The following is a 23,277-nucleotide window of genomic DNA, read 5'->3' on the forward strand; positions in this document are numbered from 1 at the left end:
GGGCCGCGGCACCTGGCATGCTCGGACCGTGACCACGAGCCCTGACACCCCGACCGCCGCGGGCGCCGACCGGGCCCCGGCCGGCTCGCGCGGGTCTGGCGGCTCTGGCGGGTCTGGCGGCTCGGCCGGGCCCGGCGTCGCGACGGTGCGCCGTGCCCTCGACCGACTGGGCGTGCACACGATGCTCGGCCGCGACGTCGTGCTCGCCGGTGTCTGGGCGCTCGTCACGATCGCCTTCCTCGCGACGCTGCTCGCGGCGGGCGAGTTCTACGGCGCGAACCGCAGCATCCCGACCGCCCAGATCGTCGCCGTGATCGCGCTGGCACTCGTCCAGCACGTGCCCCTGGCTCTTCGGCGCGTCCGCCCCGTCACGGCCCTGCTCTCGGTCGCCGTCCTGCAGGCCGCCCTGCTCGCGGTGCTGCCGACCGGCCTCGCCCTGTGGACGGCCGCCCCCGTCGTCACGGCGTACACGGTCGCCACCCTGCGGCCGACCCGGGCCGTCGTCGGGGTGGTGCTCGCCGCCGTCGGCATCGAAGCCGTCGGGGCCGCCGTGGGGGCCTCGGCCCTCGTGAAGGACCAGCTCGGCGCCACCCCCGGACAACTCGGGGCCGCGCCCGGGCTCGGCGCGGTCGTCGAGGCGCTCGCCCTCGTGGCCAGCGCCGTGCTGATCAACGGTGTGAGCGCCGCCGTCGGCTCGTGGGTGGCCCTGCGCCGCGCCCACGACCGTGACGCCCGGGCCCGCGCGGCCGAGAGCGTCGAACACCAGGCGACGCTCACCCGGGCCGCGGTCGCCGCCGAGCGCACGCGCATGGCCCGTGAACTGCACGACGTCGCCGCCCACCACCTCACCGGGCTCGTCGTGCAGGCGGGTGCCGCCGAACGCCTCGTCGACGGCGACCCCGAACGCGCCAAGGAGTCCCTGCGCAGCGTACGAGCCCAAGGCCGCGAGACCCTCGACGCGCTGCGGTCGATCGTGGGCATCCTCCGCGAGACCGGCGACGGACCGAGCGGCACCGTGCCGGTTCCCGGTCTCGGTGACGTGGCCGACCTCGTCGACCAGGCCCGCGCCTCCGGGGCCGTCGTCGAGTCGCACGTCGACGGCACGCTGCCGTCGCTGGCCCCGCTCGCCGACGTGACGGCCTACCGCACGGTCCAGGAGGCCCTCGTCAACGCCCGTCGGCACGCGCCGGGGGCGACGGTCGAGCTGCGCCTGCGCGCCACGGCCGGGTCGCTCGTGATCGTCGTCGAGAACGACCTGCCCGTCGCTCGCGACACGTCGGGGGGCGGCGGCTTCGGGTTGGTCGGCATGCGCGAGCGGGCCGATCTGGTCGGCGGACGGCTCGACACCGGGGCGACCGCCGAGGGGCAGTGGCGGGTGCGGCTCGAGCTGCCGGTCGAGGCCGAGACCGACGCCGGGCCGTCGGCGCCTGGCGCGACGTCCGCCGTGACGTCCGCCGTGACCCCCACGGCGACGCCCGCTGCGACGCCCGGACCCGGCGCGGGGCTCGCCGGCGGGGGTGCGGAGTGATCCGGGTCGTGCTGGTCGACGACCAGGCGATCGTGCGCACCGGCTTCCGGGTCGTGCTCGAGACGGCGGGCGGCATCGAGGTCGTCGGTGAGGCGTCCGGCGGGCGCGAGGCGGTCGAGGTCGTGCGACGCACCCGCCCCGACGTCGTCGTGATGGACGTGCGCATGCCCGGCGGAGACGGCATCGAGGCGACGCGGGCGATCGTCGACGCCCGGGTCGGGTCCGGTGCTGCCGGTGCAGCCACGGCCGGGGTGGCCTCCGTCGACGGGCAGGAGGCGCGGGTCGGGTCGGCGAGCGCCCCCGCGGTCCTCGTCGCCACGACCTTCGACCTCGACGAGTACGTGTTCGGTGCCCTCGAGGCGGGGGCGAGCGGGTTCGTGCTCAAGGACGTCGAGCCCGACGAGTTCGTCGGTGCCGTCCGGGCCCTGGCCTCGGGTCGCGCGGCGATCGACGGCGCCACCACGCGGCGGGTGATCGCCGAGTTCACGCGGCGCCGGCGGACGTCGGCGGTCGAACCGTCACCCGACGTCCTGACGGAGCGCGAACGCGAGCTCGTCCGCCTGCTCGGCGAGGGGCTGTCGAACGACGAGATCGGCGAGCGCCTGGTGGTCGAGACGAGCACGGTCAAGTCGCACCTCACGCGCATCACGACCAAGCTCGGCACCCGCGACCGACTGCAGACCGTCGTCTGGGCCTACCGCTCGGGCCTGCTGCCCTAGGCCCTCCCGTCATCGGCCCGGGTCGCACCGCGGACTGAACGTCGCACCGCCCATTTCGGCGGTGCGACGCTCAGTCCGCGGTGCGATGCTCGGCCCCTCCGGGGCGCCGTGCAGGGGGCGAGCTAGGCGACCGCCTCGACGAGCGTGACGTGCTGCGTCGCCACCCGCACGGGCTGGCCGGCAAATGCCGCGGCGCGCGCCTCGGACTGCAGGTAGGCGGCCTCGACCTCGGCGAACCGCGCGGCGTCCCCCGGGGTGCTGACGGCCCAGACGAACTGGTTCGCGTCGCGGTCGGCGTAGGCGAACTCGATCTCGAAGCCCTCCGACAGCCGGGCCGGGATCAGCGTCGACGTGAACCACGCGACGAAGTCGTCGAGCACCCCCTCGACGAGCTCGTAGCGGCGCAACTGGACGGTCTTCGACGAGTCGGTCATGCCGCCACCCTACTGACGCCGCACGGCACCACGAGATGGACACCGCACCACGACTGGTCCTGGCGCCGTGCCCATCGCCTGGCGCCGTGCCCATCACCTGGCGTCGTGCCCATCACCTGGCGTCGTGCCCGTCGGTCGCACACGGCGGCGCTGCCCCGCCACGCCCGCCCGCCCGCCTGCCCGCCACGCCGCCCGGTAGCGTGGCGGCGTGACCCCGCTGACGCTCGCCCTCGCCGCCGCGGCCATCGTGGTCGGCGCCCTGACGCAGCGCATGGCGGGCATCGGCTTCGCGCTCACCGCCGCGCCCCTCCTCGTGGTGGTGCTCGGCCCCGAGGCCGGCGTCTCGGTCGGCAACGCCCTCGCCGCCGTGCTCGCGCTGGTCGTGCTGGCGAGCACTTGGCGCACGGTGCGGTGGCGGACGGCGGCCCTCCTCGTCCTGCCCGCGCTCGTGACGATCCCGATCGGCGCGTGGGTCGTGCAGACCGCCCCGACCGGTCCGCTGACCATCGCGGTGGGCGCCCTGGCCCTGGTCGGAGTGCTGGTGATGGCGTTCTCGAGCCGCGCGCGCCTCCTGCCCGGCCGGGTCGGCGCCGTCGCCGCCGGGGCGCTGGGCGGCTTCATGAACGTGACGGCCGGCGTCGGCGGCCCGGCGCTCACGGTGCACGCGACGAGCGACCGCTGGCCGCGCGAGGTGTTCGTCGGCACCGGCCAGGTGTTCCTGCTGGCGGTCAACCTGACCTCGGTGCTGACGAAGGGCATCCCCTCCGAGCCGATCCCCGTGTGGGCGGGAGCCCTCGGCCTGCTGTTCGTCGGCGCGTTCGTCGGGCACCACCTCAGCAAGGTCGTGCCGGCCCGGGTCGGCCGCGTCCTCGTCCTGACGCTCGCCGCCGTCGGCAGCGCCCTGGCGCTCGTGCGCGGCATCACCCAGCTCTGACCCACCCGGCCGAGGAGGCGCGGGTCGCCACCCGGCGCCCCTCGCCTAGACTCGGCCCGCCATGCAGTGCGACTACTTCGACGCGGGACTGTGCCGTTCGTGCACGCTCCTCGACCGCCCCTACCCGGTGCAGGTCGCCGAGAAAGAGGTGCGCGTCCGCGACCTCCTCGGCGAGCGCCACGCCCCCGCGGCCTGGCTGCCGACGCTGACCAGCCCCGAGTCGGGGTTCCGCAACAAGGCGAAGATGGTCGTCGGCGGCACGATCGACGAGCCGACGCTCGGCATCCTCGATGGGCGCGGGCAGGGCGTCGACCTGCGCGGGTGCGGGCTGCACACGGCGGGCATCCAGGAGGCGCTGCCGACGCTGGCGGCGTTCGTGACCCGCGCGCGCCTCCTGCCCTACGACGTGCCGAAGCGCCGCGGCGAGGCGAAGTACGTGCACGTGACCGAGTCGCCCTCGGGCGAGCTGATGGTGCGCTTCGTGCTGCGCAGCGAGCAGGCCCTGCCGCGGCTGCGGGCCGAGCTGCCCTGGCTGCTCGAGGCCCTGCCTCAGGTGGCGGTCGTGTCGGTCAACCTGCTGCCCGAGCACAAGGCCGTGCTCGAGGGCGCCGACGAGATCGTGCTGACCGACCGCGAGACGCTCACCATGCAGCTCGGCGGGGTCGACCTCGAGCTGCGCCCGCAGAGCTTCTTCCAGACGAACACGGCGATCGCGGCCGGGCTCTACGCGCAGGCCGCCGAGTGGGTCGACGCGATCGACCCGGCCACCGTGTGGGACCTCTATTGCGGCGTCGGAGGGTTCGCCCTGCACGTCGCGCGCCCGGGCGCCGGCCGGACGAGTCGGCACGGGCACCGCGAGGTCGTGGGCATCGAGACCAGCGAGGAGGCGGTGGCCAGCGCCCGGGGCAGCGCACGTCGCGCAGGCCTCGAGCACGTGCGCTTCGCGGCGGACGACGCGACCCGGTTCGCGACGACCGCGTCGGCGACCGCGTCCGCGTCCGCGTCCGCGGAGCCGGGGTCCCCGGGGACCGGCACCGCGCCTCCCGAGCTGGTCATCGTCAACCCGCCGCGACGCGGCATCGGCGCCACACTGGCCGGCTGGCTCGAGGAGTCGGACGTCGAGCACGTCGTCTACTCGAGCTGCAACCCCGTCACCCTGGCGAGCGACCTCGACGCCATGCCGTCGTTCGACGTGGTCGCCACGCGCGTGTTCGACATGTTCCCGCAGACACCGCACCTCGAGGCGATGGCGCTGCTGCACCGCCGCTGAGCCGGGCACGGCCGCCGCACGCCCATGAACCCGGTTTCGAACGATGAACCCACAAGCTTCTGGGTTCATCGTTGGAAACCGGGTTCATGGGGCGGCGAGGACGAAGTGCGGCCAGCCGTCGCGAGGCACGATGCACGATGCACGATGCACGAGCACGGAACTCGGACCTCAGACCTCAGACCTCAGACCTCAGACCTCGGGCCTCAGAGCTCAGACCTCAGAGCAGGACGGTGCTGCTGCGCCAGCCGAGTGAGTCGGCACCCGTCTGCCACACGACGGTGAGGCCGCGGCCGGGTCCGCTCGACTCGCCGACCTCGGTCGTGAAGCGCTTGCCCGAACCCGCCGAGACGGCCTCGATCGACGGCAGCTGCTGCCCGTCGAGGAACACCCAGAGCGTGTCGGGGTAGCCGACGACGCTCGGCTCGGTCTGGTCCTGGCTCAGCGGGCTGGCGAACGAGATCGACGCGGGGGCCGTGGTGTCGTACGCCGCGCCTCCTGCGGTCTGGTCCTCGGCGCCTGTCGCCGGGTTGGTCCACTCGTAGAGGGAGTCGCCGGTCGGCGGCACGCCCGCGTCGTCGACGCGGAGGCCGTCGGAGGTCTCGCGCACGACCCAGGCGTCGGCGAGGTCGTCGGTCGTGGCGCTCACCAGAGTGAAGGCGCCCTCAGGGCCCTCGGCGGAGGCGAGGTCGGCGTCGGCCAGGACGGCCGCCTCGTCGGGCGTGACCGTCCCGTCGCTCGGCGAGGACGACGCGAACGTCTGCTCGGTGCCGTAGAACTGCTGCGCCTCGGGGCTGAGCAGAGCCCAGGCGGCGGCCGTGTCGTCGTCCGCGATCGCGTCGAGGTAGCGGACGACGATCGCCTGCTCGGCCGAGGCCTGCTGCGCGTCGGCCGGGACGGTGGCGGTCGCGCTGGCACTCGGCGAGCCCGGGCCCGCTGCAGTCGGGGCCGTGACGGCGGGGTCGGAGGTGCACCCGGTGGCGGCGACCAGCGCACCGACGGCGAGGGTCGAGGTCATGAGTAGCTCTCGTGTCTTTGCCATGCGTGGCACGGTAGCGAGGCCCGGGGCGGGCTCGTCGCGACTCCCAGGGGATGCCCACGAGCGCCGGGCGTCCGCGAGCGGGCAGGAGATGCTGCTCGCCTCGGAACGACGAGCACCTTCTGCCCACTCGCATTCGCACTCGAGCACCGGGCCACGAGCAGCGCCCCCGGGAGGCGCGGGCCGGGTCAGGCGCGCGCGACGACCGCCCAGCCGTGCGGCCCCACCGACAGCACGTCGCCGTCGAGGCCGGCGTCCCGACCGGCCAGCCACTCGCCCGGGGCGGGGTCCGCCACGCGCAGCTCGTCGTCGCCGAGGTTGAGCGCGACCACGAGCGCCTGGTCGGGCGAGGCCCCCCGCACCTCGAGCACGAGCGACTCGTTCGCGACCGACACGGTGCGGCTGCGGGCGGTGTGCAACCACGGGTGCCGACGTCGCACGCCGATCAGTTCCTGGTGCAGGGCGAGGACCTCGGGGAGGGCGTCGGGGACGCCGGCACCCGGGGCCTCGGCAGGCGTCGAGGGGAACGCGGGACGCACGGCGTCGTCGCCGCCGACCCGCGCCTCCTTGACGGCCCGCAGGCCGAACTCGTCGCCGTAGTAGACCGAGGGGGTGCCGCCGAGGGTGAAGAGCAGCACGATCGCGTGGTCGCGGTGGCGCTCGTCGTCGATCTGGCTGGCGATGCGCGTGACGTCGTGGTTGCCGACGAAGGTCAGCGGCACGAAGTCGTCGAGGAACCCGTCGTGACGCTGCAGCGCCCACTCGAGCTCGAACAGGTTGACCTCGGCCAGGGCGTGCCAGACGCCCTGCCACAGTTCGTACTGGGTGACCGAGTCGAGGCCTCCGTCACGGACGGCCGCGGCGTAGTCGCCGTGCAGCACCTCGCCGACGACGTACACGTCGGGGTGCCGCTCGCGCAGCGGGGGCAGCACGGTCGCCCAGAACTCCGACGGCACCGAGTAGGCGGCGTCGAGGCGCCAGGCGTCGGCTCCGCGGTCGGCCCAGTGGATCAGGACGTCGGTCACCGTGCGGGCCACCTCGGGTGACGAGTGGTCGAGGGCGATCAGCCCGCCGTGCCCCTCGAAGGTGCCCAGGCTGCCGTCGGCCTCGCGTCGGAACAGCGAGGCCTCGCGGGAGTCGGGGTCACGACGAGCCTCGACCAGCGCAGGGAACTCGGGGCCGACGTGGTTGAAGACGCCGTCGAGCATGACCTTGACGCCCTTCGCGTGGGCGGCCTCGATCAGGGTGACGAGGTCGGCCTCGGTGCCGAGGCGCGGGTCGACCGTGAACCAGTCGATCGTGTCGTACCCGTGGGTCGACGACGCGAAGACCGGCCCGAGGGCGAGCCCGTTGGCGCCGAGCGCCAGCAGGTGGTCGAGCCACGGCACGAGATCGAGGAGGCGCGGTGCCGGCGAGCGGTCCGCTCCCGTCGTGTCCGCCCCGACGAATCCCAGGGGGTACACGTGCCACCACACGACGTGCTCGGTCCAGTCGGGGCCCGGCACGGCGGTGGCCGTCGTCGTGGGCTCGTGTTCGCTCATTCGCGCCACCCTAGTGACGGGCGTTCGTGAGGTGTCCCCCGCTCGGCTCGCGGGGCTCAGCTCGCGGGGCCGAGCAGGACGGCGAGCAGCGCGGCGGCACCGCCGACGATGAAGAGCATCGTGCCGGCCTGCATCGTGCGGGTCTTGTTGCGGTCGGCCGTGGGGACGTCGACCTCGAGGATCGGGCAGCCCGACCAGCCGATCAGGCCGACGCTCAGGGCGACGAGCGCGGCACCGACCCAGAACAGGGTGGCCACACCGGCCGAGAGCACCGCCGGACGCCAGCCGGACGAGAGCAGCAGCCCCAGGGCCACCGCCACGCTGCCGACCGCGGCGACGAACCAGATCGTGCCGGTCCACATGATGCGTTGGACGTTCTTCTCGGGGGTCATCAGGTCGTGCAGCTCGTGGGTCACCAGAACATCTTTCACCCTCTGCAGCGATCCGGCACACCCGGGCGCAGGGGAACACGCAGAAACGGGCGAGTGCGTCCGATGCGAGCGTCCGACGACGCCCCATCGGACGGCCCCGCCCGTCCTGCTTCCCGCGATGCCGACCGCGGGCGCGGCGACTACTTCGTGGCGCCCTCGAGCAGCGGCACCAGCTTGTCTAGCGCGTACTGCCGCGACAGGGCCGAGCCGAGCGAGTACGCGGCGGCGACGTCACCGTCGATGACGACGGCGTGGCCGTCCTGCACGGCCGACAGGGCCTTCCACTGCGGGTCGTCGGTGATCTCGGTCGTGTCGATGTAGATCGGGAACGCCACGATGACGTCGGCGTCGATCTGGTCGAGCTGCTCGCTCGAGATCGACACCGAGAAGCCGCCGGCGTTCGGCGTCAGCGCCGAGATGGCGGGGTTCTGCTCGAAGCCGAGCGCCTCGAGCTGGTCGACCCGCTCGCTGTCCTCGACGTAGGCGCCCCAGCCCTCGCTGGTCTTCGTGGCGGCGGTGATCGTCTTGCCCTTCCACTCGGGGTGGGCGGCGGCGACGGCCTCGACGGCCTTCTCGTTCTCGTCGACGAGCTGCTCGCCCTTGGCCTCTTCACCGAGCGCCTTCGACACGAGCTCCATCTGGTCGTCGAAGTCGGTCAGGTAGCTGTCGCCGCCCTCGGGCACGCCGACGGTCGGGGCGATGCTCGACAGGCGGTCGTAACGCTCCTGGTCGCCCGAGCTCTTGGTGTCGAGGATCACGTCGGGCTCGAGGGCCGCGATGGCCTCGTACGAAGGCTCCAGGGTGCCGATGATCTCGGGGGCCTGGTCGTAGAGACCCTGCGCCCAGGGGCCGACGCCGTCGGCCTCGTCGCCGAAGGCCAGCCAGTCCGACGCCCCGACGGGCTGCACGCCCAGCGCGAGCGCCGCCTCGGCGTCGCCCCAGCCCAGCGCGACGACGCGCGTCGGCTTCTTCTCGACGGTGACCTCGCCGAACTTCGTGTCGATCGAGACGGGGAACGCGCCCGACCCGCCCGAGGCGCCGCCGGCGGCGTCGTCGGAGTCGGTGTCGGCCGAGCAGCCGGCCAGGGCGAGGGTGGCGACCGCGACGGCGGCGGCGATCGAGAGTGTCTTGCGCATGTGTTCCTCAGGGCTGTGACGTCGGTGCTGTGACGTGGTGTCGGGCGGGAGGTCGGGTGCCGGGTGCCGCGGCGGGCGCCGCCCGACAAGACTCCAAGTGAGGGTAGCCTAAGCTAATCACCATGGCGATGCCCCGAGCGCTCACGGTCGGCCGTGCCCCGCGACCGACGCGAGGCTCCCGGCGCACCCGCACGCGCCTCCTCGCCCTCGTGGCCGCCCTGGCCCTGTTGGCCCTCGCCGTCGTCCTGGGCCTCGCCGTCGGCGCGCGGCCGGTCGCCCTCGACGAGGTGCTGCGCATCCTCACCGGGGCCGCGAGCCGCGACACGGCCGACGCCACCGCCGTGCTCGACCTCCGCCTGCCGCGTACGGTCGCCGCGATCGTGGCCGGGGCCGGCCTCGGGGTCGCCGGTGCCGTCGTGCAGGCCGTGACGCGCAACCCGCTGGCCGACCCGGGCATCCTCGGCGTCACCTCGGGCAGCGCCTTCGCCGTCGCCCTCGCGGTCGGCTTCGCCGGGGTCACCTCGGCGAGCGGCTGGGTCTGGTTCTCGTTCGTCGGCGCCGGTGTCGCCACGGTCGCCGTCGCGCTGATCGGCGGCGCCGGACGAGGAGGCGGTGGTCCCGCCCGCCTGACCCTCGCCGGCCTCGCGCTCGGGTCGGTGCTCGCGGGCATCACCTCGTCGATCGTGCTGGCCGACCCCCGCCGCTTCGACGCCGTCCGCGCCTGGGAGGTCGGCTCGCTCGCCGACCGCGGCTGGGAGCCCGTGGTCACCGTGCTGCCCTTCGTCACGGCCGGGGTCGTCGTCGCCCTGATCGCCTCGCGTCCGCTCGACGCCGTCGCGCTCGGCGACGAGCACGCCGCCTCGGTCGGCGTCTCGGTGCCCGCCGTCCGCGTCGTCTCGCTGGTCGTCGTCACCCTGCTGGCCGGAGGCGCGACCGCCGTGGTCGGGCCCGTCGCGTTCGTGGGACTCATGGTCGCGCACGCCGCCCGCGGCGTCGTCGGCCCCAGCCAGCCGTGGATCACCGCGCTCTCGGCCGTGCTCGGGCCCGTGCTGCTGCTGCTCGCGGACGTGCTCGGCCGCGTCGTCGCTCCCCCGGGCGAGCTGGCCGCCGGGCTCGTCACGGCTGCGATCGGGGCACCGGTGCTCATCGCGATCGCCCGACGCCGACGGGTGGGCGGCGCATGACGCGGGCGGACCCGGGCACGCGGACGACGCCGGCGACCCCGGGTGTCGGCCCGCGCCTCCTGCGCTCGTGGCGCTCGACCGGCGGACGTCGACGCACGGCGACGCTGGTGCTGGTCGTGGTGGCCGTCGTCGTCGCGGTCGTCGCCCTCGGCATCGGCGACTACCCGCTCAGCCCGCCCGAGGTCGTGCGGGCCCTGTTCGGCGGCGACGGTTTCGCGTCGACCATCGTGCTGAACTGGCGGTTGCCGCGCGTCCTCGCGGCCCTTATCTTCGGCGCCGCACTCGGCGTCTCGGGCGCGATCTTCCAGTCGCTGACCCGCAACCCGCTGGGCTCGCCCGACGTGATCGGCTTCTCGACCGGCGCCTACACCGGGGCGATCGTCGTCATCGTGTCGGGTGCGGCCTCGACGATCGGTACGGCCGCCGGCGCCCTGATCGGCGGGCTCGTCACCGCCCTGGTCGTCTACCTGCTCGCCTACCGCCGCGGCGTCCATGGACTGCGGCTGATCATCGTGGGCATCGGCGTCACGGCCCTGCTGCACTCGGTCAACAGCTGGCTGCTGCTGCGCGCCCAGAACGAGGTCGCCCTGACCGCGTCGTTCTGGGGGGCGGGTTCGTTGGCGCTGGTCGGCTGGCAGCAGCTCGTCCCGGCGCTGGTGCTGCTCGTCGTGCTGACCCCGCTCGTCATGGGGCTGTCCCGGCCGCTACGTCAGCTCGAGCTCGGCGACGACGCCGCCCGGTCGCACGGCCTGCGCGCCGAGCGCTCCCGCCTGGCGCTGGTCGTGGTGGGCGTCGCCCTCACCGCCGTGGTGACCGCCAGCACCGGGCCGATCGCGTTCGTGGCCCTGGCCGCGCCGCAGCTCGCCCGCCGCCTGGTGCGGTCGGCCGGGGTGCCGCTCGTCGCGGGCGGGCTCGTCGGCGGGGTGCTGCTGCTCGTCGCCGACCTGGTCGCCCAGCACGTGGCCGCCAACCCCGTGCCGGTCGGCCTCGTCACCCTCGTGATCGGCGGGGTCTACCTGATCACGCTGCTCGTCTCGGAATCCCGGAGGTCCGCGTGAACGCCGACGCCACCCGCCCGCCCGCCCCCGACGTGACCGGTGCGACCGACGCTACCGACGCGACCGGTGCGACCGACGCCGCCCGCGCCTCCGACGGGACCCGCTCCTCCCGCCTCGTCGCCCGCGGAGCGCACCTCGCCTACGACCGTCGCACGGTGAGCGAGGCCGTCGACGCCGACGTGCGCGACGGCTCGTTCACGGTCATCGTCGGGCCGAACGCCTGCGGGAAGTCGACCCTGCTGAGGGCCTTCGCGCGCCTCCTGAAGCCCCGGTCGGGGTCGGTCCTGCTCGACGGACGCGAGCTCGCGGGCGTGCCGGCGAAAGAGGTGGCCCGCATCGTCGGCCTCCTGCCGCAGACCTCGACCGCACCCGACGGCATCACGGTCGCCGAACTCGTCGCGCGCGGCCGCTACCCGCACCAGGGGCTCTTCCGGCAGTGGACCGGCACCGACCGCGAGGCCGTCGACGCGGCCCTGGCCGAGACCGACCTCACCGCGCTGGTCGACGTGCCGGTCGACGAACTGTCGGGCGGACAGCGCCAGCGCGTGTGGGTGGCGATGGCGCTCGCGCAGCAGACCCCGGTGCTGCTGCTCGACGAGCCGACGACCTACCTCGACATCGCCCACCAGTACGATCTGCTCGACCTCTTCGCCCGGCTGCACGGGCAGGGCACGACCGTGGTCGCGGTGCTGCACGACCTGAACCAGGCCGCGCGGTACGCGACCGACCTGATCGTGATGGCCGACGGCGACGTGGTGGCGACGGGCACCCCGGCCGAGGTGCTGACCGAAGAGCTCGTGACCGACGTGTTCGACCTGCCCTGCGTCGTCGTGCCCGACCCCGTGACCGGGTCGCCCATGGTCGTGCCCCGCCGCCGCTGAGGTCGGGTAGGCACCCGGGGTGCCGGCGAGCAGGATGGTCCCATGAAGATCGAACTCGACGGCACCACCGCACTCGTCACCGGATCGACCCAGGGCATCGGCTTCGCGATCGCCCGCGGGCTCGCCGCCGCCGGGGCCCGCGTCATCGTGAACGGACGCTCGACCGAGACCACGGCGGCGGCCCGGGCGCGCCTCCTCGAATCGTTGGCGAGCGACGCCGACTTCGCCGCCCTCGACGCCGACACCCAGGAGGCGCGGGTCGTCACGCTCGCCGCCGACCTGGCCACCGAGGCGGGCGCGCAGACGGCGATCGCGGCCTTCCCCGAGGTCGACGTGCTGGTGAACAACCTCGGCGTCTTCGGCTCGGCCGACGCCCTGAGCATCGACGACGACGAGTGGCGCCGCTACTTCGAGACGAACGTGCTCTCGGCCGTGCGGCTGACCCGGGCCTACCTGCCCGGCATGATGGAGCGCGGCTGGGGCCGGGTGCAGTACATCGCGAGCGACTCGGCGATCGTGACGCCGGTCGAGATGATCCACTACGGGGTGTCGAAGACGGCCCTGCTCGGGGTGTCGCGGGGGTTCGCGAAGGCGGCGGCGGGTTCGGGCGTGACGGTCAACAGCGTCATCGCCGGGCCGACGCACACGGGTGGCGTCGAGGAGCTCGTGCGCGAGCTGGTCGGCGACGACCTGCCCTGGGACGAGGCGCAGCACGAGTTCATGCTGAAGCACCGGCCGCAGTCGCTCGTCCAGCGACTGATCGAGCCGGAGGAGATCGCGAACATGGTGGTCTACCTCAGCTCACGCTTCGCCTCGGCGACGACGGGCGGGGCGCTGCGGGTCGACGGCGGCTACGTCGACGCGATCGTGCCGTAGGGCGGGAGCCGACGTCGAACCACCGATGTGGTGTCGAACCACGTACATCGGCGGTTCGACACCACATCGGTGGTTCGACCCGGGGGCACAGGCCGGGCACCCGGCTCAGGCCTGGGCTTCGGCGATGACCTCGGCACTCCAGCCGTCGTAGCGACCGCCGGCTCGCTGCACGACGTCGAACACCTCGCGGGTGAAGGTCACGGCGCGGTCGTCGTCGAGCGCGTCCTCACGGCTGGCCCGCAGATCGGCCCCCAGCAGACCGTGCCGGGTGACCGTGGCGTCGTAACCCGAGCTGCGTAGTTCGTCGGCCGCCCGTTCGGCAGCCGCGCGGCGCGGGAAGTCTGCGGAGTGCGTGACCGTCCGCGCGAGGTCGAACCGGTCGCGGAGCTCGTGGCGGGTCACCAGCTGGGCCGCGCAGCGCTGGAGGTGGACGACGAGTCCCGTGTCCATCGTCGTGCCCCGGGCCCGGACTAGCGGGTGCGGGTGGCGGGGCGTCCGCCGCGACCGCGGCGGTCGGCACGCGGCGCACGGGAGGGCAACACCGCCGCGACCAGGAAGAAGACGATGCCGAAGATGACGACGATCGACCCGATGACCATGAGGGCGATGATGACGGTTTCCATCCGCCCATCCTCCCGGGCGGGCGGGGCGCGCACAAGGCGCGACTCCTGAGCATCCACCGCCCGCGCCTCCTCGGGGTACGCCTCCCAGCGTCACGACCACCGCCCGCGGGTAGACAGTCGTACCACCGGCACGGACCGCACGCCCTCTTTCGGCCCGATGTCGGCGGCCGGACGTAGCGTCGAGATCGCCGGTACGACGGGGGACGTCGCCCGGCACCACGTCTTCTCCGAGGAGTCCGAGTGACCAGCGACACGACCACCACCCGCCCGACCCTGTTCTGCCTGCACGCCCTCGGCACGAGCCGCCTCGAGTACGGCCCCGTCACCGACGCACTCGGCGGCGACTTCGAGGTGGTCGCCCTCGATCTGCCCGGCTTCGGCGACGCCACCACGGCCGACGGCGTGACCGTCGACGACATGGTCCGCCAGGTCACCCGGCAGATCCGCCGACACGGCGCCACCCGCTGGCTGCTCGTCGGCCACAGCATGGGCGGCAAGATCGCCTCGATCGTCGCCGCACGCACGCTCGCGGGCCAGGGCGGGCTCTTCGGCCTCGCCGGGGTCGTGCTGCTCGCGGCGTCCCCGCCGTCGCCCGAGCCGATGAGCGAGGCGAACCGCGAGCAGATGATCGCCGCGGCGGCCGACGGCCCGCTCGACACCGACACGACCCGCGCCTTCGTCGACGACAACGTGGGCGCCCCGTTGCCCGCGGTGCTCGACGACCAGGCCCTCGCCGACCTGCACCGCACCTCCCCCGAGGCGTGGACCGCCTGGTTCGACCGCGGCAGCCGCGAGGACTGGTCGGCCGAGGTGGGCAGCCTCGACCTGCCCGCCCTGATCGTGGCCGGCGGGGCCGACGGCCCGCTCGGCGAGGACGCCCAGCGTCGCCTCAACGGCTCCGTCTACCCGCGCGCCACGCATCTCACCCTCGACGGGGCCGGCCACCTGCTGCCGCTCGAGCGTCCGGCCGAGGTCGCTTCGGCCATCGTCGACTTCTGGCGCGACGACGCCGGGCGGGCGCCGGTGATGTCGGACGACTTCGCGCGCGTCGTCGCGTCGAGCCGCACCGCGTCGAACACGCGCGGCATCCTCGCGAAGCGCTCCGTGGCCGACGACCCGCGCTACGCCCCGCACGTGCTGACCGAGGCACAGCTGACGACGCTGCGCGCCGTCGCCGCCCGCGTCGTGCCGCAGGACGACCCCGCGCACTCGATCGACCTCGCCGCACGCGTCGACGCACAGCTCGCCGCCGGCTACGGCGACGGCTGGCGCAACGCCGACCTGCCGAGCGACCCCGAGGCCTACGCGCTGGGCCTCGACGCCCTCGCCGACTTCGGCGACCTGACGCCCGAGCAGCAGGACGCGCGCCTCACGGCGATCGTCGCGGGCGAGGCACCCGCGACGGACGCCTTCTCGGCCGAGCAGCTGACCGCGTGGTTCGAGGACTGCCGCGTCGACCTGGTCAAGCTCTGGCTCGCCCACCCCGCGACGATGGAACGCATCGGCTTCGACGGTTTTGCGAACGGCCGTGCCGGTCGCGCCCTGCAAGGATTCAGCCGGCTCGGCGCCGGCCAACGAGAGGGCTGGGAACCAGCCATGGAGGTCACCCGATGAAGCTCGACGCGCAACGCACCTACGACGAGTCCGAGGTCGTGGACGCGGTCGTGATCGGCACCGGCGCCGGTGGCGCCCCGATCCTGGCGAAGCTCGCCCTGCAGGGCTTGAAGGTCGTCGCCCTCGAGGCCGGCCGCAACTTCGAGCCCGACGAGTACACGCAGGACGAGATCGAGGCCGTCCAGATCAACTGGATGGACGAGCGCCTCAGCGGCGGCGAGACCCCGACCGCGTTCGGCCAGAACAACAGCGGCAAGGGCGTCGGCGGCTCCACCCTGCACTGGGGTGCGTTCACGCCCCGCCCCGACGAGCGCGACCTCAAGCTCAAGTCGCTGACCGGCAAGGGCGAGGACTGGCCGGTCGACCACGCCGAGCTGATCGACTACATCGAAGAGGTCGAGCACTTCGTCGGCGTCTCCGGCCCGGCCGACTACCCGTGGGACCCGTCGCGTTCGTACCTGATGCCGCCGCCCGCGCGCAACGCGTCGAGCGACATGATGATCCGCGGCTGCGAGGCCCTGGGCATCCGGGCGACCGACGCCCCCGCCGCCCTGGTCAGCCGTGACTGGCGCCAGGAGCACGTCGGCACCCGCCCGGCGTGCGTCGGCTGCGGCAGCTGCCACCAGGGGTGCCGCAGCGGCGCCAAGGTCAGCATGGACACGAGCTACCTGCCGATGGCCGTCGCGAACGGGGCCGAGATCCGCCCCGAGTCGATGGTCACGGGCATCGAGCTCGACGAGGCCGGCGAGGTGTCGGCCGTCGTCTACGTCCGCGACGGTGTCGAGCACCGTCAGCGCACCGCGGCGCTCTTCCTCTGCGCGGGCGGCGTCGAGACCCCGCGCCTGCTGCTCCACGCCGGCATCGCCAACAGCAGCGACCAGGTCGGCCGCAACTTCATGGCCCACGGCGCCACGCAGGTCTGGGGCACCTTCGACACCGAGATGCGCGGCTACCGCGGTTACCCGTCGTCGATCATCACCGAAGACACGATGCGGCCCGAGGGCGTCGACTTCGTCGGCGGCTACCTGATCCAGAGCCTCGGCGCGATGCCGTTGACGCTGGCCACGACGCTCGCCCGCGGCGCCGGCCTGTGGGGCCCCGAACTCGTGAAGGCGCTCGACGACTACCGCTTCATGGCGGGCGTCGGCATCAACGCCGAGTGCCTGCCGAGCGAGCAGAACCGGCTGACGCTGTCCGACGAGGTCGACGAGTTCGGCATGCCCAAGGTCGTCGTCACGTTCACGCCCGGCGAGAACGAGAAGGCGATCGATGACCACGCCGTCGAGACGATGACCGCCATCGTCGAGGCGGCCGGCGGGCGCGACATCCGCGTTCTGGCTCGCACGGCGCACACGATCGGCACCTGCCGCATGGGCACCGACCCCGCGACGGCCGTGGTCGACCCCGACGGACGCAGCTTCGACGTGCCGAACCTCTGGATCGCCGACAACTCGGTCTTCCCGAGCGCCGTCGTCGCCAACCCCGCGCTGACGATCATGGCTCTCGGCCTGCGCACCGCCGACCGTTTCCTGGCGAGCGCCGGGCTGTCGGGCACGGTCGCCGGCGAGCGCGTCGGCGCGGACGTCTCGCGCGTCGTCGACGCGGCCTGAGCCCCCCGGCCCGACCCGCGCCTCCTGAGCCCCGAGCCCAGGAGGCGCGGGTCGCGTCGGTGAGGAACGCCCCCGTGACGCAGGGCCACGGGGGCGCCCTCTCCTAGCCCTTACGCCACAGGTCGAGCGCGAGCCGCGTCACAGTCACGAACATCGTCGCGATCTGCAGCCACGGCACGGTCTTCCTGGGCTGGCCCTCGGCGTCTTTCGACATGAGGATCACCTCCTGGTGTGCGCGCCGGCTAACACGAGGAGCGGAAGGTGCCAGGGATGCAGTCCAGGCGGACCTGGATTACAATCATCCGAGTAGTGAACTCGGGATCGCTTGCATCCCTGGTCTTCCACTCGGAGGACAAACGAAGCCCACGATCGTTCCCGCGGTCGTGGGCTTCACTCTTGCCCGGGGCCGTGACCCGGCGGTGCCCGGCCCCGCCCACTAGCCTATGTGACATGTCAGTCGCACGCGGAGTGGACCACGCTGCAGGGCGGCGGACGCTGCTGCTGGCCGTCACGCTCACGGTCGTGCTCGGCGTCGCCGCGAAACTGCTCGTGCCCGGGCTGACCGGCGACCTGTTCGGCTCGGCGCTCTACACCGTGCTGCTCGCCCTGCTGCTCGCGCTCGTCGCCCCGCGCCTGCCCACCCTCGTCGTGGCCGGTGTCGCCACGGTCGCCTCGGTCGGGGTCGAGCTGCTGCAGCTGACCGGGCTGCCCGCCGCCGCCTCGGCCGCGTTCCCGCCCGCGGCGTGGGTGCTCGGCTCGACGTTCGCGGCGACCGACCTGCTCGGGTACCTGGCCGGGGGCGTCTCGGGACTGGTGCTGCTCGGGGTCCTGCGCCGCGCCTCCTGACCTCCGCACCCCCGGGAGGCGCGGGTCGAGTGGGCGCGGAGTGTCCTTCGTCGAGACGCGAGGGACGTCTTCTGCCCACTCGACCGGCGCGAGAGCCGGCGCCGGGGCGTCAGCTCGCCGAGGCCCGCCCGCGCCAGAGCAGCCAGACGAAGTACGGCGTGCCGATGACGGCGGTCAGCAGGCCGGCGCCGAGCTGCGCCGGGGCGATCAGGGTGCGGCCAAGCACGTCGGCGGCGCAGACCAGCACCGCGCCGAGGAGCACGGCCACGGGCAGCACCCGCGCGTGCCGCCGTCCGACCAGCGAACGCGCGGCGTGCGGGGCGACGAGCCCGACGAATCCGACCACGCCGACGGCGGCCACGGCCGTCGCCGTGAGCAGCACCGCCAGCGACAGGAAGACCAGTCGCGACTGCGAGAGGGAGACCCCGAGGAGGCGCGGGGTGTCGTCGTCCACCCCGAGCAGGTCGAGGCGGCGACGCAGCAGCACGACCACGACGAGAGCGGCCACGAGCACCAGCGACACCGGCAGCGTGTCGTCCGTCGTGCGGCCGTAGGTCGAACCGGACAACCAGGTCAGCGCCTTCGCGCCGTTGAACGGGTCGGTCAGGACGATCAGCAGGCTGATCGCGGCCGCCGTCGCCGTCGAGACGCCGATGCCGATCAGCACGAGACGGTTCTGGGGGAACCCGCCGCGTGAGGCGAGGCCGAACACGACCACGGCCGCCGCGACGGCTCCCGCGAACGCCCCACCCGCGATGCCCCAACCCGTCGCGAGCGGCACGGTGGTGACGAGCAGCACGGCCCCGAGGCCGGCTCCGCCCGTCACGCCGAGGATGCCCGGCTCGGCGAGCGGGTTGCGGGTGACGGCCTGCACGAGCGTGCCGGCGAGCGCCAACGCCGCGCCCGCCGCGAGGGCGGCCGCGACCCGCGGCACGCGCGTGTCGAGGACGTAGGTGACGACGCGGCCGGACCGGCCGGCCACCCAGTTGGCGACGTCGCCGAGCAGCAGCTTGGCGTCGCCCAGCAGCACCGAGCCGAGGACGACGGCGACGAGGGCGACGAGCACGACCGCGACGACCACCACGAAGCGCAGGCGCGAGACCACGGGGTGCCGGTCGGTCGGGGTGACGCCGCCGTGGTCGCGGGCCCGGAAGGCCAGCACGACGAGCACGACCGCCCCGAGCAGCGAGGTCACCACGCCGGTGGGCACCTGGACCGACGTCTCGGCACCGACCAGGGCGCGCAGCAGCACGTCGGCGCCGAGCACGAGGGCGGCACCGGCCAGGGCCGCGAGGGGCAGGAAGACGAGGAAGCGACGGACGGCGGGCACGGCCCGACGCAGCAGTCGGACGAGGGCGGGGGCGCAGAGGCCGACGAAGCCGATCGGCCCCGCGAGGGTGACGGCGGCGGCCGAGAGCAGCACGGCCGCGAGGACGGTCACCACGCGGGTGGTGCGGACGTCGACGCCGACGCTGCGGGCGGTGTCGTCCCCGAGGGCGAGGGCGTCCACGCGGAGGTTCATCGCGACGAGCACCAGCAGCCCGACGACGATGACGGGGGCGAGCTGCACGACGCCGTCGAAGCCGTTCTGCGAGATGCTGCCCTGGCCCCAGGCGTACAGCCCGGCGGTCTGCTGCGGGAAGAGCAGCAGGAGGGCACTCGTCACCGAGGCGAGGCCGAGGGCGAGGGCGCTGCCGGCGAGCACGAGCCGCACGGTGCCCGCTCCCAGCCCGGACACGGCGAGCACGAGCCCCGCGGCGAGCAGCCCACCGACGAAGGCGACGCCGGACGACGCGAGCAGGGGCAGGCTCAGCCCGGTGACGGCGGCGAGCGCGAGCGCGACGTAGGCCCCGGCGTTCACGGCGAGGGTGTCGGGCGAGGCGAGCACGTTGCGGCTCATCTGCTGCAGGGCCGCACCGGCGGCGCCGAGGGCGACGCCGACCAGCAGGCCGGCGACCATCCGCGGGAGGCGCGAGGCCACGACCACGGACGCGTCGCCGGCCGTCGCGGTGCCGGTCAGCGCCTGCCAGACCTGTCGGGCGCCGACGTCGGCGGTGCCCTGCGTGACGTCCACGAGGGCGAGCACCACGACGACGGCGACCAGCGCGACCGTCACGCCCACCGACCCGAGCGTGAGCCGACGGGGGGCGGCGAGCCGCGCCTCCTGGGCTCGTGCCGCGCGGAGCGCCCGCTCGTCGGGCCCGGCGGCGGGCTCGTCGAGCCGGGACGGCGCGGGGTCGGTGGGGGTGACGGTCGTGCTCACGGTGCCGGTTACTTCGTCAGGGTCGACACCAGCGAGTCGACGTAGGCGGTCATCGCGGCGGGGCCACCGAACATCCAGATGCCGTCGTCGAGGCGGTGCACGTCACCGGACTGCACGAACGGCAGCGACGTCCAGACGGCGTTCGAGGCGAGCGACACCGCGAACGGGTCGTCGGCACCGGCGGCCGTGTTGTCGATGTAGAGGAACTGCACGTCGGCGGGCAGCTGCGTGAGGCCCTCGACGTCGGTCGTGGCGAGGCCGTACGCCTCGTCGCCCTCGACGGTCCAGGCGTTCGTCAGGCCCAGCTCTTCGGTGACGTCGGCGACGAGCGAGCCCTTGGCGTAGGGCCGGATGCTGACCTGGCCGGCGTCGACGTACCCGTCGGCGAAGGCGAACGGCGTGCCGGCGAGTCCGGCGTCGGCGAGGGCCTGCTTGCCCGACTCGACGGCGTCGGTGAACTCCTTCTTCACCTCGGTCGCCTTGTCCTCGGTGCCGGTCGCCTTGGCGATGAGGTCGAGGTTGTCCATGCTGTGCTCGATCTGGCGCGAGGCGTCGGCCGAGGTGACCTGCAGCACGGGAGCGATCTCCTTCAGCTGCTCCACGGCCTCGGCGCTCAGCCCGTCGGTCGCGACGATCAGGTCGGGCGCGAGCGACGCGACGGTGTCGAGGCTCGGTTCGCCGCGGGTGCCGATGTCCTTCGGCTCGTTGGTCAGCGGCACGGCCGCGTCCCACTCGTTGTAACCCTTGACGTCGGCGACGCCCACGGGCTCGACGCCGAGGGCGACGAGGTCCTCGACGACGTTCCACTCGGTGCCGACGACCTTGGTCGCCGGGCCGTCGAGGGTGATCTCGGCCCCGGTGCCGTCGGTCAGGGTGATCTGCTCGCCGCTGCCCGAGGTCGAGCCGGCGTCGGCCGACTCGGTGGTGCCGCAGCCGGCGAGGGTCAGGGCCGCGGCGGCGGCGACGGCGGTGACCGTCAGCAGTCGTCGCGCGGGGCGGCGGGCGGACCCGCCGGAGGTCGGGGTGTGGCGGGGCGTCGTCAGAAGGCGCTGGGTCACGGGTGGTGTCTCTCTCATCGGACGGGCGTGTCGGCCCGGGTGTGGTGTCGGCCGATCGCGCGGGTGCGCAGGTGGCCGGTGGTGGGGTCGGTGTCGACGTCGATGCGGATGCCCCAGACGTCGGTCAGGAGGCGCGGTGTCAGCACGTCCCCGGGGTCGCCCTCGGCGACGATGCGGCCCTCGCTGAGCACGACGATGCGGTCGGCGAGCGCGGCGGCCTGGTCGAGGTCGTGCAGGACGACTCCGACCGCGATGCGGCCCGAGTCGGCCAGGTCGCGCACCAGGTCGAGCAGTTCGACCTGGTAGCGCAGGTCGAGGTAGGTGGTGGGCTCGTCGAGCAGCAGCACCCCGGTGTCCTGCGCGAGGCAGCTGGCGAGCCAGACCCGCTGCAGCTGGCCGCCCGAGAGCTGGTCCACGCCGCGATCGGCGAGGTCGGCCACGCCGGTGAGCTCGAGTGCCCGGTCGACGGCGGCGGGGCCCTCGGGGTCGGAACGCCCCCAACGGCCGCGGTGCGGGTAGCGGCCGAACTCGACGACGTCGCGCACACTGAGGCCGCCGGGGGTCGGGCGCCCCTGCGTCAGCAGCGCGACGCGCCGAGCGAACTGTCGCAGCGACAGCTCGAACCCGTCGACGCCCTCGCCCTGGCTCTGGTCGTGGCTCTGGCCGCCGCTTGCCGGGTCGAGTGGGCGGAAAGTGTCCTTCGCCGGACCGGGAGCAACATCTTCCGCCCACTCGCCGGCCCGGTCGTCGCCACGAGGAGGCGCGGCGAGGGTCAGCGAGCCCGTGCGCGGCTTCTGCAGTCGGGCCAGGGTGCGCAGCAGGGTCGACTTGCCGCTGCCGTTCGGGCCGACGAGGGCGGTGACGCAGCCGGGCCGCAGCTCGAGGCGGGCCCCGCGGACGACGTCGACGCCGTCGTAGGCGACCGAGACGTCGTCGGCGCGAAGGGCGGCCGAGGAGGATGCGGTGGCCGCGAGGGGCAGGTCGGTGGTCACGCGCTTAGGTTAGCCTAACCTCACCCCGGTGCCGCAACCCGGCCTCTCGACGTCGAGCCGACCCGCGCCTCCCGGGCGTCGGCGAGACTGGACCGATGACCTCTCGGACGACGATGACGACGACCCTCCTGACCACCGCAGCCCTCGGGCTGGGCCTCGGCCTGGCCGCCTGCTCGACGCCCGGGGCGTCGACCCCCGCCCCGAGCACGACCGCCACCCCGGTCCCCCTGCCCAGCCCGATCGCCGCGCCCGACCTCGGGACCCCCGAGGTCGAGGCCGCACTGGCCGACCTCGAGACCCGGTACGACGCACGGATCGGCCTGAGCGTGCTCGACACCGGCTCGGGCGCGACCCTCGACCACCGCGCCGACGAGCGCTTCGGCTACGCGTCGAGCCTCAAGGCCTTCGCCGCGGCGGCCCTGCTCGACGCGACCGACGACGCCGACCTCGACCGCGTCGTCACCTGGACCCAGGCCGAGGTCGACGCCGCCGGCTACTCGCCGCTGACCGGTCAGCACGTCGCCGACGGGCTCCCGCTGCGGCAGCTCGCCGAGGCGGCCGTGCGGCAGAGCGACAACACGGCGCTGAACCTCGTGCTCGCCGAGCTCGGCGGCCCGACCGGACTCGACGCCGCCCTCGCCGCGCAGGGCGACGACGTGACCGACGTCGTCCACACCGAGCCCGAGCTCAACACCATCACCCCGGGCAGCACGGCCGACACGACCACGCCCGATGCCTTCACCGCCACCCTCGCCCGCATCTCGGACGGCGACTGGCTCGCCGCCGACGACCGCGCCACCGTGCTCGGGTGGATGTCGGGCAACGCGACCGGCGACACCCTGATCCGCGCCGGCGCTCCCGACGGCTGGCAGGTCGCCGACAAGTCAGGAGGCGCGGGCGGCATCCGCAACGACGTCGCGATCGTGGTCCCCCCGTCGGGCGACCCCGTGGTGATCTCGGTGCTCACCACGCGCAACGACCCCGCCGCGAAGTACGACGACGCCCTCGTCGCCGAAGCCGCCCGCATCGCCCTCACCGCGGTTGCCTCCGCCCGCTGACCCGGCCAGCCCCGCCCCCTCCTACGCGCCCCCGTCGAGTGGGCAGAAGATGCTCTTCCCGCGGTGACGAGCAGCATCTTCTGCCCACTCGTCGCCGACCATCAGCGCGGCGACGACCCCGGCCGCACACCCCGCCACCACCTGTTCTCCCGGCGTTCACGCGGCCTCCCCCGGGACGTCGCCGC

General features: G+C 74.0%; 22 protein-coding genes. 12 read left to right on the plus strand and 10 right to left on the minus strand.

Annotated features, from left to right (window positions below):
• Positions 1-28 precede the first annotated feature (28 nt).
• Complete coding sequence (locus SJY14_RS01020; protein ID WP_396599528.1) at positions 29-1,528, plus strand: histidine kinase; 1,500 nt, start codon at positions 29-31, stop codon at positions 1,526-1,528.
• Positions 1,525-2,247 carry a response regulator transcription factor gene (locus SJY14_RS01025; RefSeq protein WP_071255835.1) on the plus strand — a complete coding sequence of 241 codons (723 nt, stop codon included), beginning with the start codon at positions 1,525-1,527 and terminating at the stop codon, positions 2,245-2,247. Before SJY14_RS01020 ends, SJY14_RS01025 begins: the two co-directional genes overlap by 4 nt.
• A 122-nt stretch (positions 2,248-2,369) precedes the next feature.
• Here SJY14_RS01025 and SJY14_RS01030 read toward each other — a convergent pair whose 3' ends face one another.
• Positions 2,370-2,681, minus strand: a complete 312-nt coding sequence (locus SJY14_RS01030) for a hypothetical protein (protein WP_396599529.1) — start codon at positions 2,679-2,681, stop codon at positions 2,370-2,372.
• 208 nt (positions 2,682-2,889) lie between these two features.
• Between SJY14_RS01030 and SJY14_RS01035 the strand changes: the two genes are divergently transcribed.
• A complete protein-coding gene (locus SJY14_RS01035; protein WP_396599530.1) occupies positions 2,890-3,615 on the plus strand; it encodes a TSUP family transporter in 726 nt (241 codons plus the stop codon).
• Between the two features lie 61 nt (positions 3,616-3,676).
• Positions 3,677-4,885: a 23S rRNA (uracil(747)-C(5))-methyltransferase RlmC gene (gene rlmC / locus SJY14_RS01040; RefSeq protein ID WP_396599531.1), complete on the plus strand. Its 1,209-nt coding sequence runs from the start codon at positions 3,677-3,679 to the stop codon at positions 4,883-4,885.
• Between the two features lie 217 nt (positions 4,886-5,102).
• Here the strand turns inward: rlmC and SJY14_RS01045 are convergent, their stop codons facing one another.
• The 4 genes from SJY14_RS01045 to SJY14_RS01060 all read right to left on the minus strand — a co-directional run bounded on the left by SJY14_RS01045 (position 5,103) and on the right by SJY14_RS01060 (position 9,029).
• Positions 5,103-5,924 carry a hypothetical protein gene (locus tag SJY14_RS01045; protein ID WP_396599532.1) on the minus strand — a complete coding sequence of 274 codons (822 nt, stop codon included), beginning with the start codon at positions 5,922-5,924 and terminating at the stop codon, positions 5,103-5,105.
• 185 nt (positions 5,925-6,109) lie between these two features.
• Positions 6,110-7,462: an alpha-amylase family glycosyl hydrolase gene (locus SJY14_RS01050; protein WP_396599533.1), complete on the minus strand. Its 1,353-nt coding sequence runs from the start codon at positions 7,460-7,462 to the stop codon at positions 6,110-6,112.
• A gap of 56 nt (positions 7,463-7,518) precedes the next feature.
• Entirely contained in the window at positions 7,519-7,878 is a 360-nt protein-coding gene (locus SJY14_RS01055) for a hypothetical protein (protein WP_054145935.1), read from the minus strand.
• Positions 7,879-8,033: 155 nt separating this feature from the next.
• Positions 8,034-9,029 carry an iron-siderophore ABC transporter substrate-binding protein gene (locus SJY14_RS01060; protein ID WP_396599534.1) on the minus strand — a complete coding sequence of 332 codons (996 nt, stop codon included), beginning with the start codon at positions 9,027-9,029 and terminating at the stop codon, positions 8,034-8,036.
• Between the two features lie 122 nt (positions 9,030-9,151).
• On the opposite strand from SJY14_RS01060, the gene SJY14_RS01065 reads away from it, so the two are divergent.
• From SJY14_RS01065 to SJY14_RS01080, 4 genes are read left to right on the plus strand one after another with little or no spacing between them, the layout of a single operon-like run.
• Positions 9,152-10,213, plus strand: coding sequence for a FecCD family ABC transporter permease (locus SJY14_RS01065; RefSeq protein ID WP_396599535.1), 1,062 nt, complete (start codon positions 9,152-9,154; stop codon positions 10,211-10,213).
• On the plus strand, positions 10,210-11,271 hold the full coding sequence (locus tag SJY14_RS01070; RefSeq protein ID WP_396599536.1) for a FecCD family ABC transporter permease: 1,062 nt from the start codon (positions 10,210-10,212) through the stop codon (positions 11,269-11,271). Before SJY14_RS01065 ends, SJY14_RS01070 begins: the two co-directional genes overlap by 4 nt.
• Positions 11,268-12,152, plus strand: a complete 885-nt coding sequence (locus SJY14_RS01075; RefSeq protein WP_396599537.1) for an ABC transporter ATP-binding protein — start codon at positions 11,268-11,270, stop codon at positions 12,150-12,152. The genes SJY14_RS01070 and SJY14_RS01075 overlap by 4 nt, the downstream gene beginning before the upstream one ends.
• A gap of 42 nt (positions 12,153-12,194) precedes the next feature.
• The gene (locus SJY14_RS01080; protein ID WP_396599538.1) at positions 12,195-13,028 is read left to right on the plus strand and encodes an SDR family NAD(P)-dependent oxidoreductase; all 834 of its coding nucleotides are present in this window, start codon (positions 12,195-12,197) and stop codon (positions 13,026-13,028) included.
• Between the two features lie 105 nt (positions 13,029-13,133).
• Here the strand turns inward: SJY14_RS01080 and SJY14_RS01085 are convergent, their stop codons facing one another.
• Positions 13,134-13,478 carry a ribonuclease E inhibitor RraB gene (locus SJY14_RS01085; RefSeq protein ID WP_071255845.1) on the minus strand — a complete coding sequence of 115 codons (345 nt, stop codon included), beginning with the start codon at positions 13,476-13,478 and terminating at the stop codon, positions 13,134-13,136.
• 20 nt (positions 13,479-13,498) lie between these two features.
• A complete protein-coding gene (locus SJY14_RS01090) occupies positions 13,499-13,651 on the minus strand; it encodes a hypothetical protein (RefSeq protein WP_396599539.1) in 153 nt (50 codons plus the stop codon).
• A gap of 240 nt (positions 13,652-13,891) precedes the next feature.
• Here SJY14_RS01090 and SJY14_RS01095 point away from each other — a divergent pair, with 240 nt between their 5' ends.
• The 3 genes from SJY14_RS01095 to SJY14_RS01105 all read left to right on the plus strand — a co-directional run bounded on the left by SJY14_RS01095 (position 13,892) and on the right by SJY14_RS01105 (position 17,721).
• Positions 13,892-15,265: an alpha/beta fold hydrolase gene (locus SJY14_RS01095; RefSeq protein ID WP_396599540.1), complete on the plus strand. Its 1,374-nt coding sequence runs from the start codon at positions 13,892-13,894 to the stop codon at positions 15,263-15,265.
• Complete coding sequence (locus SJY14_RS01100; protein ID WP_396599541.1) at positions 15,262-16,875, plus strand: GMC family oxidoreductase; 1,614 nt, start codon at positions 15,262-15,264, stop codon at positions 16,873-16,875. The genes SJY14_RS01095 and SJY14_RS01100 overlap by 4 nt, the downstream gene beginning before the upstream one ends.
• 450 nt (positions 16,876-17,325) lie before the next feature.
• Positions 17,326-17,721, plus strand: a complete 396-nt coding sequence (locus SJY14_RS01105; protein WP_396599542.1) for a DUF2809 domain-containing protein — start codon at positions 17,326-17,328, stop codon at positions 17,719-17,721.
• Positions 17,722-17,830: 109 nt separating this feature from the next.
• On the opposite strand, the gene SJY14_RS01110 is transcribed toward SJY14_RS01105, so the two are convergent.
• From SJY14_RS01110 to SJY14_RS01120, 3 genes are all read right to left on the minus strand, one after another.
• Positions 17,831-19,984: an iron ABC transporter permease gene (locus SJY14_RS01110; RefSeq protein ID WP_396599543.1), complete on the minus strand. Its 2,154-nt coding sequence runs from the start codon at positions 19,982-19,984 to the stop codon at positions 17,831-17,833.
• An 8-nt stretch (positions 19,985-19,992) separates the two neighbouring features.
• The gene (locus SJY14_RS01115; protein ID WP_255364230.1) at positions 19,993-20,967 is read right to left on the minus strand and encodes an iron-siderophore ABC transporter substrate-binding protein; all 975 of its coding nucleotides are present in this window, start codon (positions 20,965-20,967) and stop codon (positions 19,993-19,995) included.
• Positions 20,968-21,056: 89 nt separating this feature from the next.
• Positions 21,057-22,034 carry an ABC transporter ATP-binding protein gene (locus tag SJY14_RS01120; RefSeq protein WP_396599544.1) on the minus strand — a complete coding sequence of 326 codons (978 nt, stop codon included), beginning with the start codon at positions 22,032-22,034 and terminating at the stop codon, positions 21,057-21,059.
• A gap of 95 nt (positions 22,035-22,129) precedes the next feature.
• Between SJY14_RS01120 and bla the strand changes: the two genes are divergently transcribed.
• The gene (bla, locus tag SJY14_RS01125; RefSeq protein ID WP_396599545.1) at positions 22,130-23,092 is read left to right on the plus strand and encodes a class A beta-lactamase; all 963 of its coding nucleotides are present in this window, start codon (positions 22,130-22,132) and stop codon (positions 23,090-23,092) included.
• Positions 23,093-23,277: the final 185 nt, after the last annotated feature.

The sequence above is a fragment of the Frigoribacterium sp. R86507 genome (assembly GCF_044597695.1).
Taxonomy (GTDB): domain Bacteria; phylum Actinomycetota; class Actinomycetes; order Actinomycetales; family Microbacteriaceae; genus Frigoribacterium.

What these genes read in the sequence shown, in the direction of transcription:
- SJY14_RS01030 (WP_396599529.1), bottom strand. Translation starts at nt 2,681, where the DNA reads ATGACCGACTCGTCGAAGACCGTCCAGTTGCGCCGCTACGAGCTCGTC.
- rlmC (WP_396599531.1), top strand. Translation starts at nt 3,677, where the DNA reads ATGCAGTGCGACTACTTCGACGCGGGACTGTGCCGTTCGTGCACGCTC.
- SJY14_RS01045 (WP_396599532.1), bottom strand. Translation starts at nt 5,924, where the DNA reads ATGGCAAAGACACGAGAGCTACTCATGACCTCGACCCTCGCCGTCGGT.
- SJY14_RS01050 (WP_396599533.1), bottom strand. Translation starts at nt 7,462, where the DNA reads ATGAGCGAACACGAGCCCACGACGACGGCCACCGCCGTGCCGGGCCCC.
- SJY14_RS01060 (WP_396599534.1), bottom strand. Translation starts at nt 9,029, where the DNA reads ATGCGCAAGACACTCTCGATCGCCGCCGCCGTCGCGGTCGCCACCCTC.
- SJY14_RS01065 (WP_396599535.1), top strand. Translation starts at nt 9,152, where the DNA reads ATGGCGATGCCCCGAGCGCTCACGGTCGGCCGTGCCCCGCGACCGACG.
- SJY14_RS01070 (WP_396599536.1), top strand. Translation starts at nt 10,210, where the DNA reads ATGACGCGGGCGGACCCGGGCACGCGGACGACGCCGGCGACCCCGGGT.
- SJY14_RS01080 (WP_396599538.1), top strand. Translation starts at nt 12,195, where the DNA reads ATGAAGATCGAACTCGACGGCACCACCGCACTCGTCACCGGATCGACC.
- SJY14_RS01085 (WP_071255845.1), bottom strand. Translation starts at nt 13,478, where the DNA reads ATGGACACGGGACTCGTCGTCCACCTCCAGCGCTGCGCGGCCCAGCTG.
- SJY14_RS01090 (WP_396599539.1), bottom strand. Translation starts at nt 13,651, where the DNA reads ATGGAAACCGTCATCATCGCCCTCATGGTCATCGGGTCGATCGTCGTC.
- SJY14_RS01100 (WP_396599541.1), top strand. Translation starts at nt 15,262, where the DNA reads ATGAAGCTCGACGCGCAACGCACCTACGACGAGTCCGAGGTCGTGGAC.
- SJY14_RS01105 (WP_396599542.1), top strand. Translation starts at nt 17,326, where the DNA reads ATGTCAGTCGCACGCGGAGTGGACCACGCTGCAGGGCGGCGGACGCTG.
- bla (WP_396599545.1), top strand. Translation starts at nt 22,130, where the DNA reads ATGACCTCTCGGACGACGATGACGACGACCCTCCTGACCACCGCAGCC.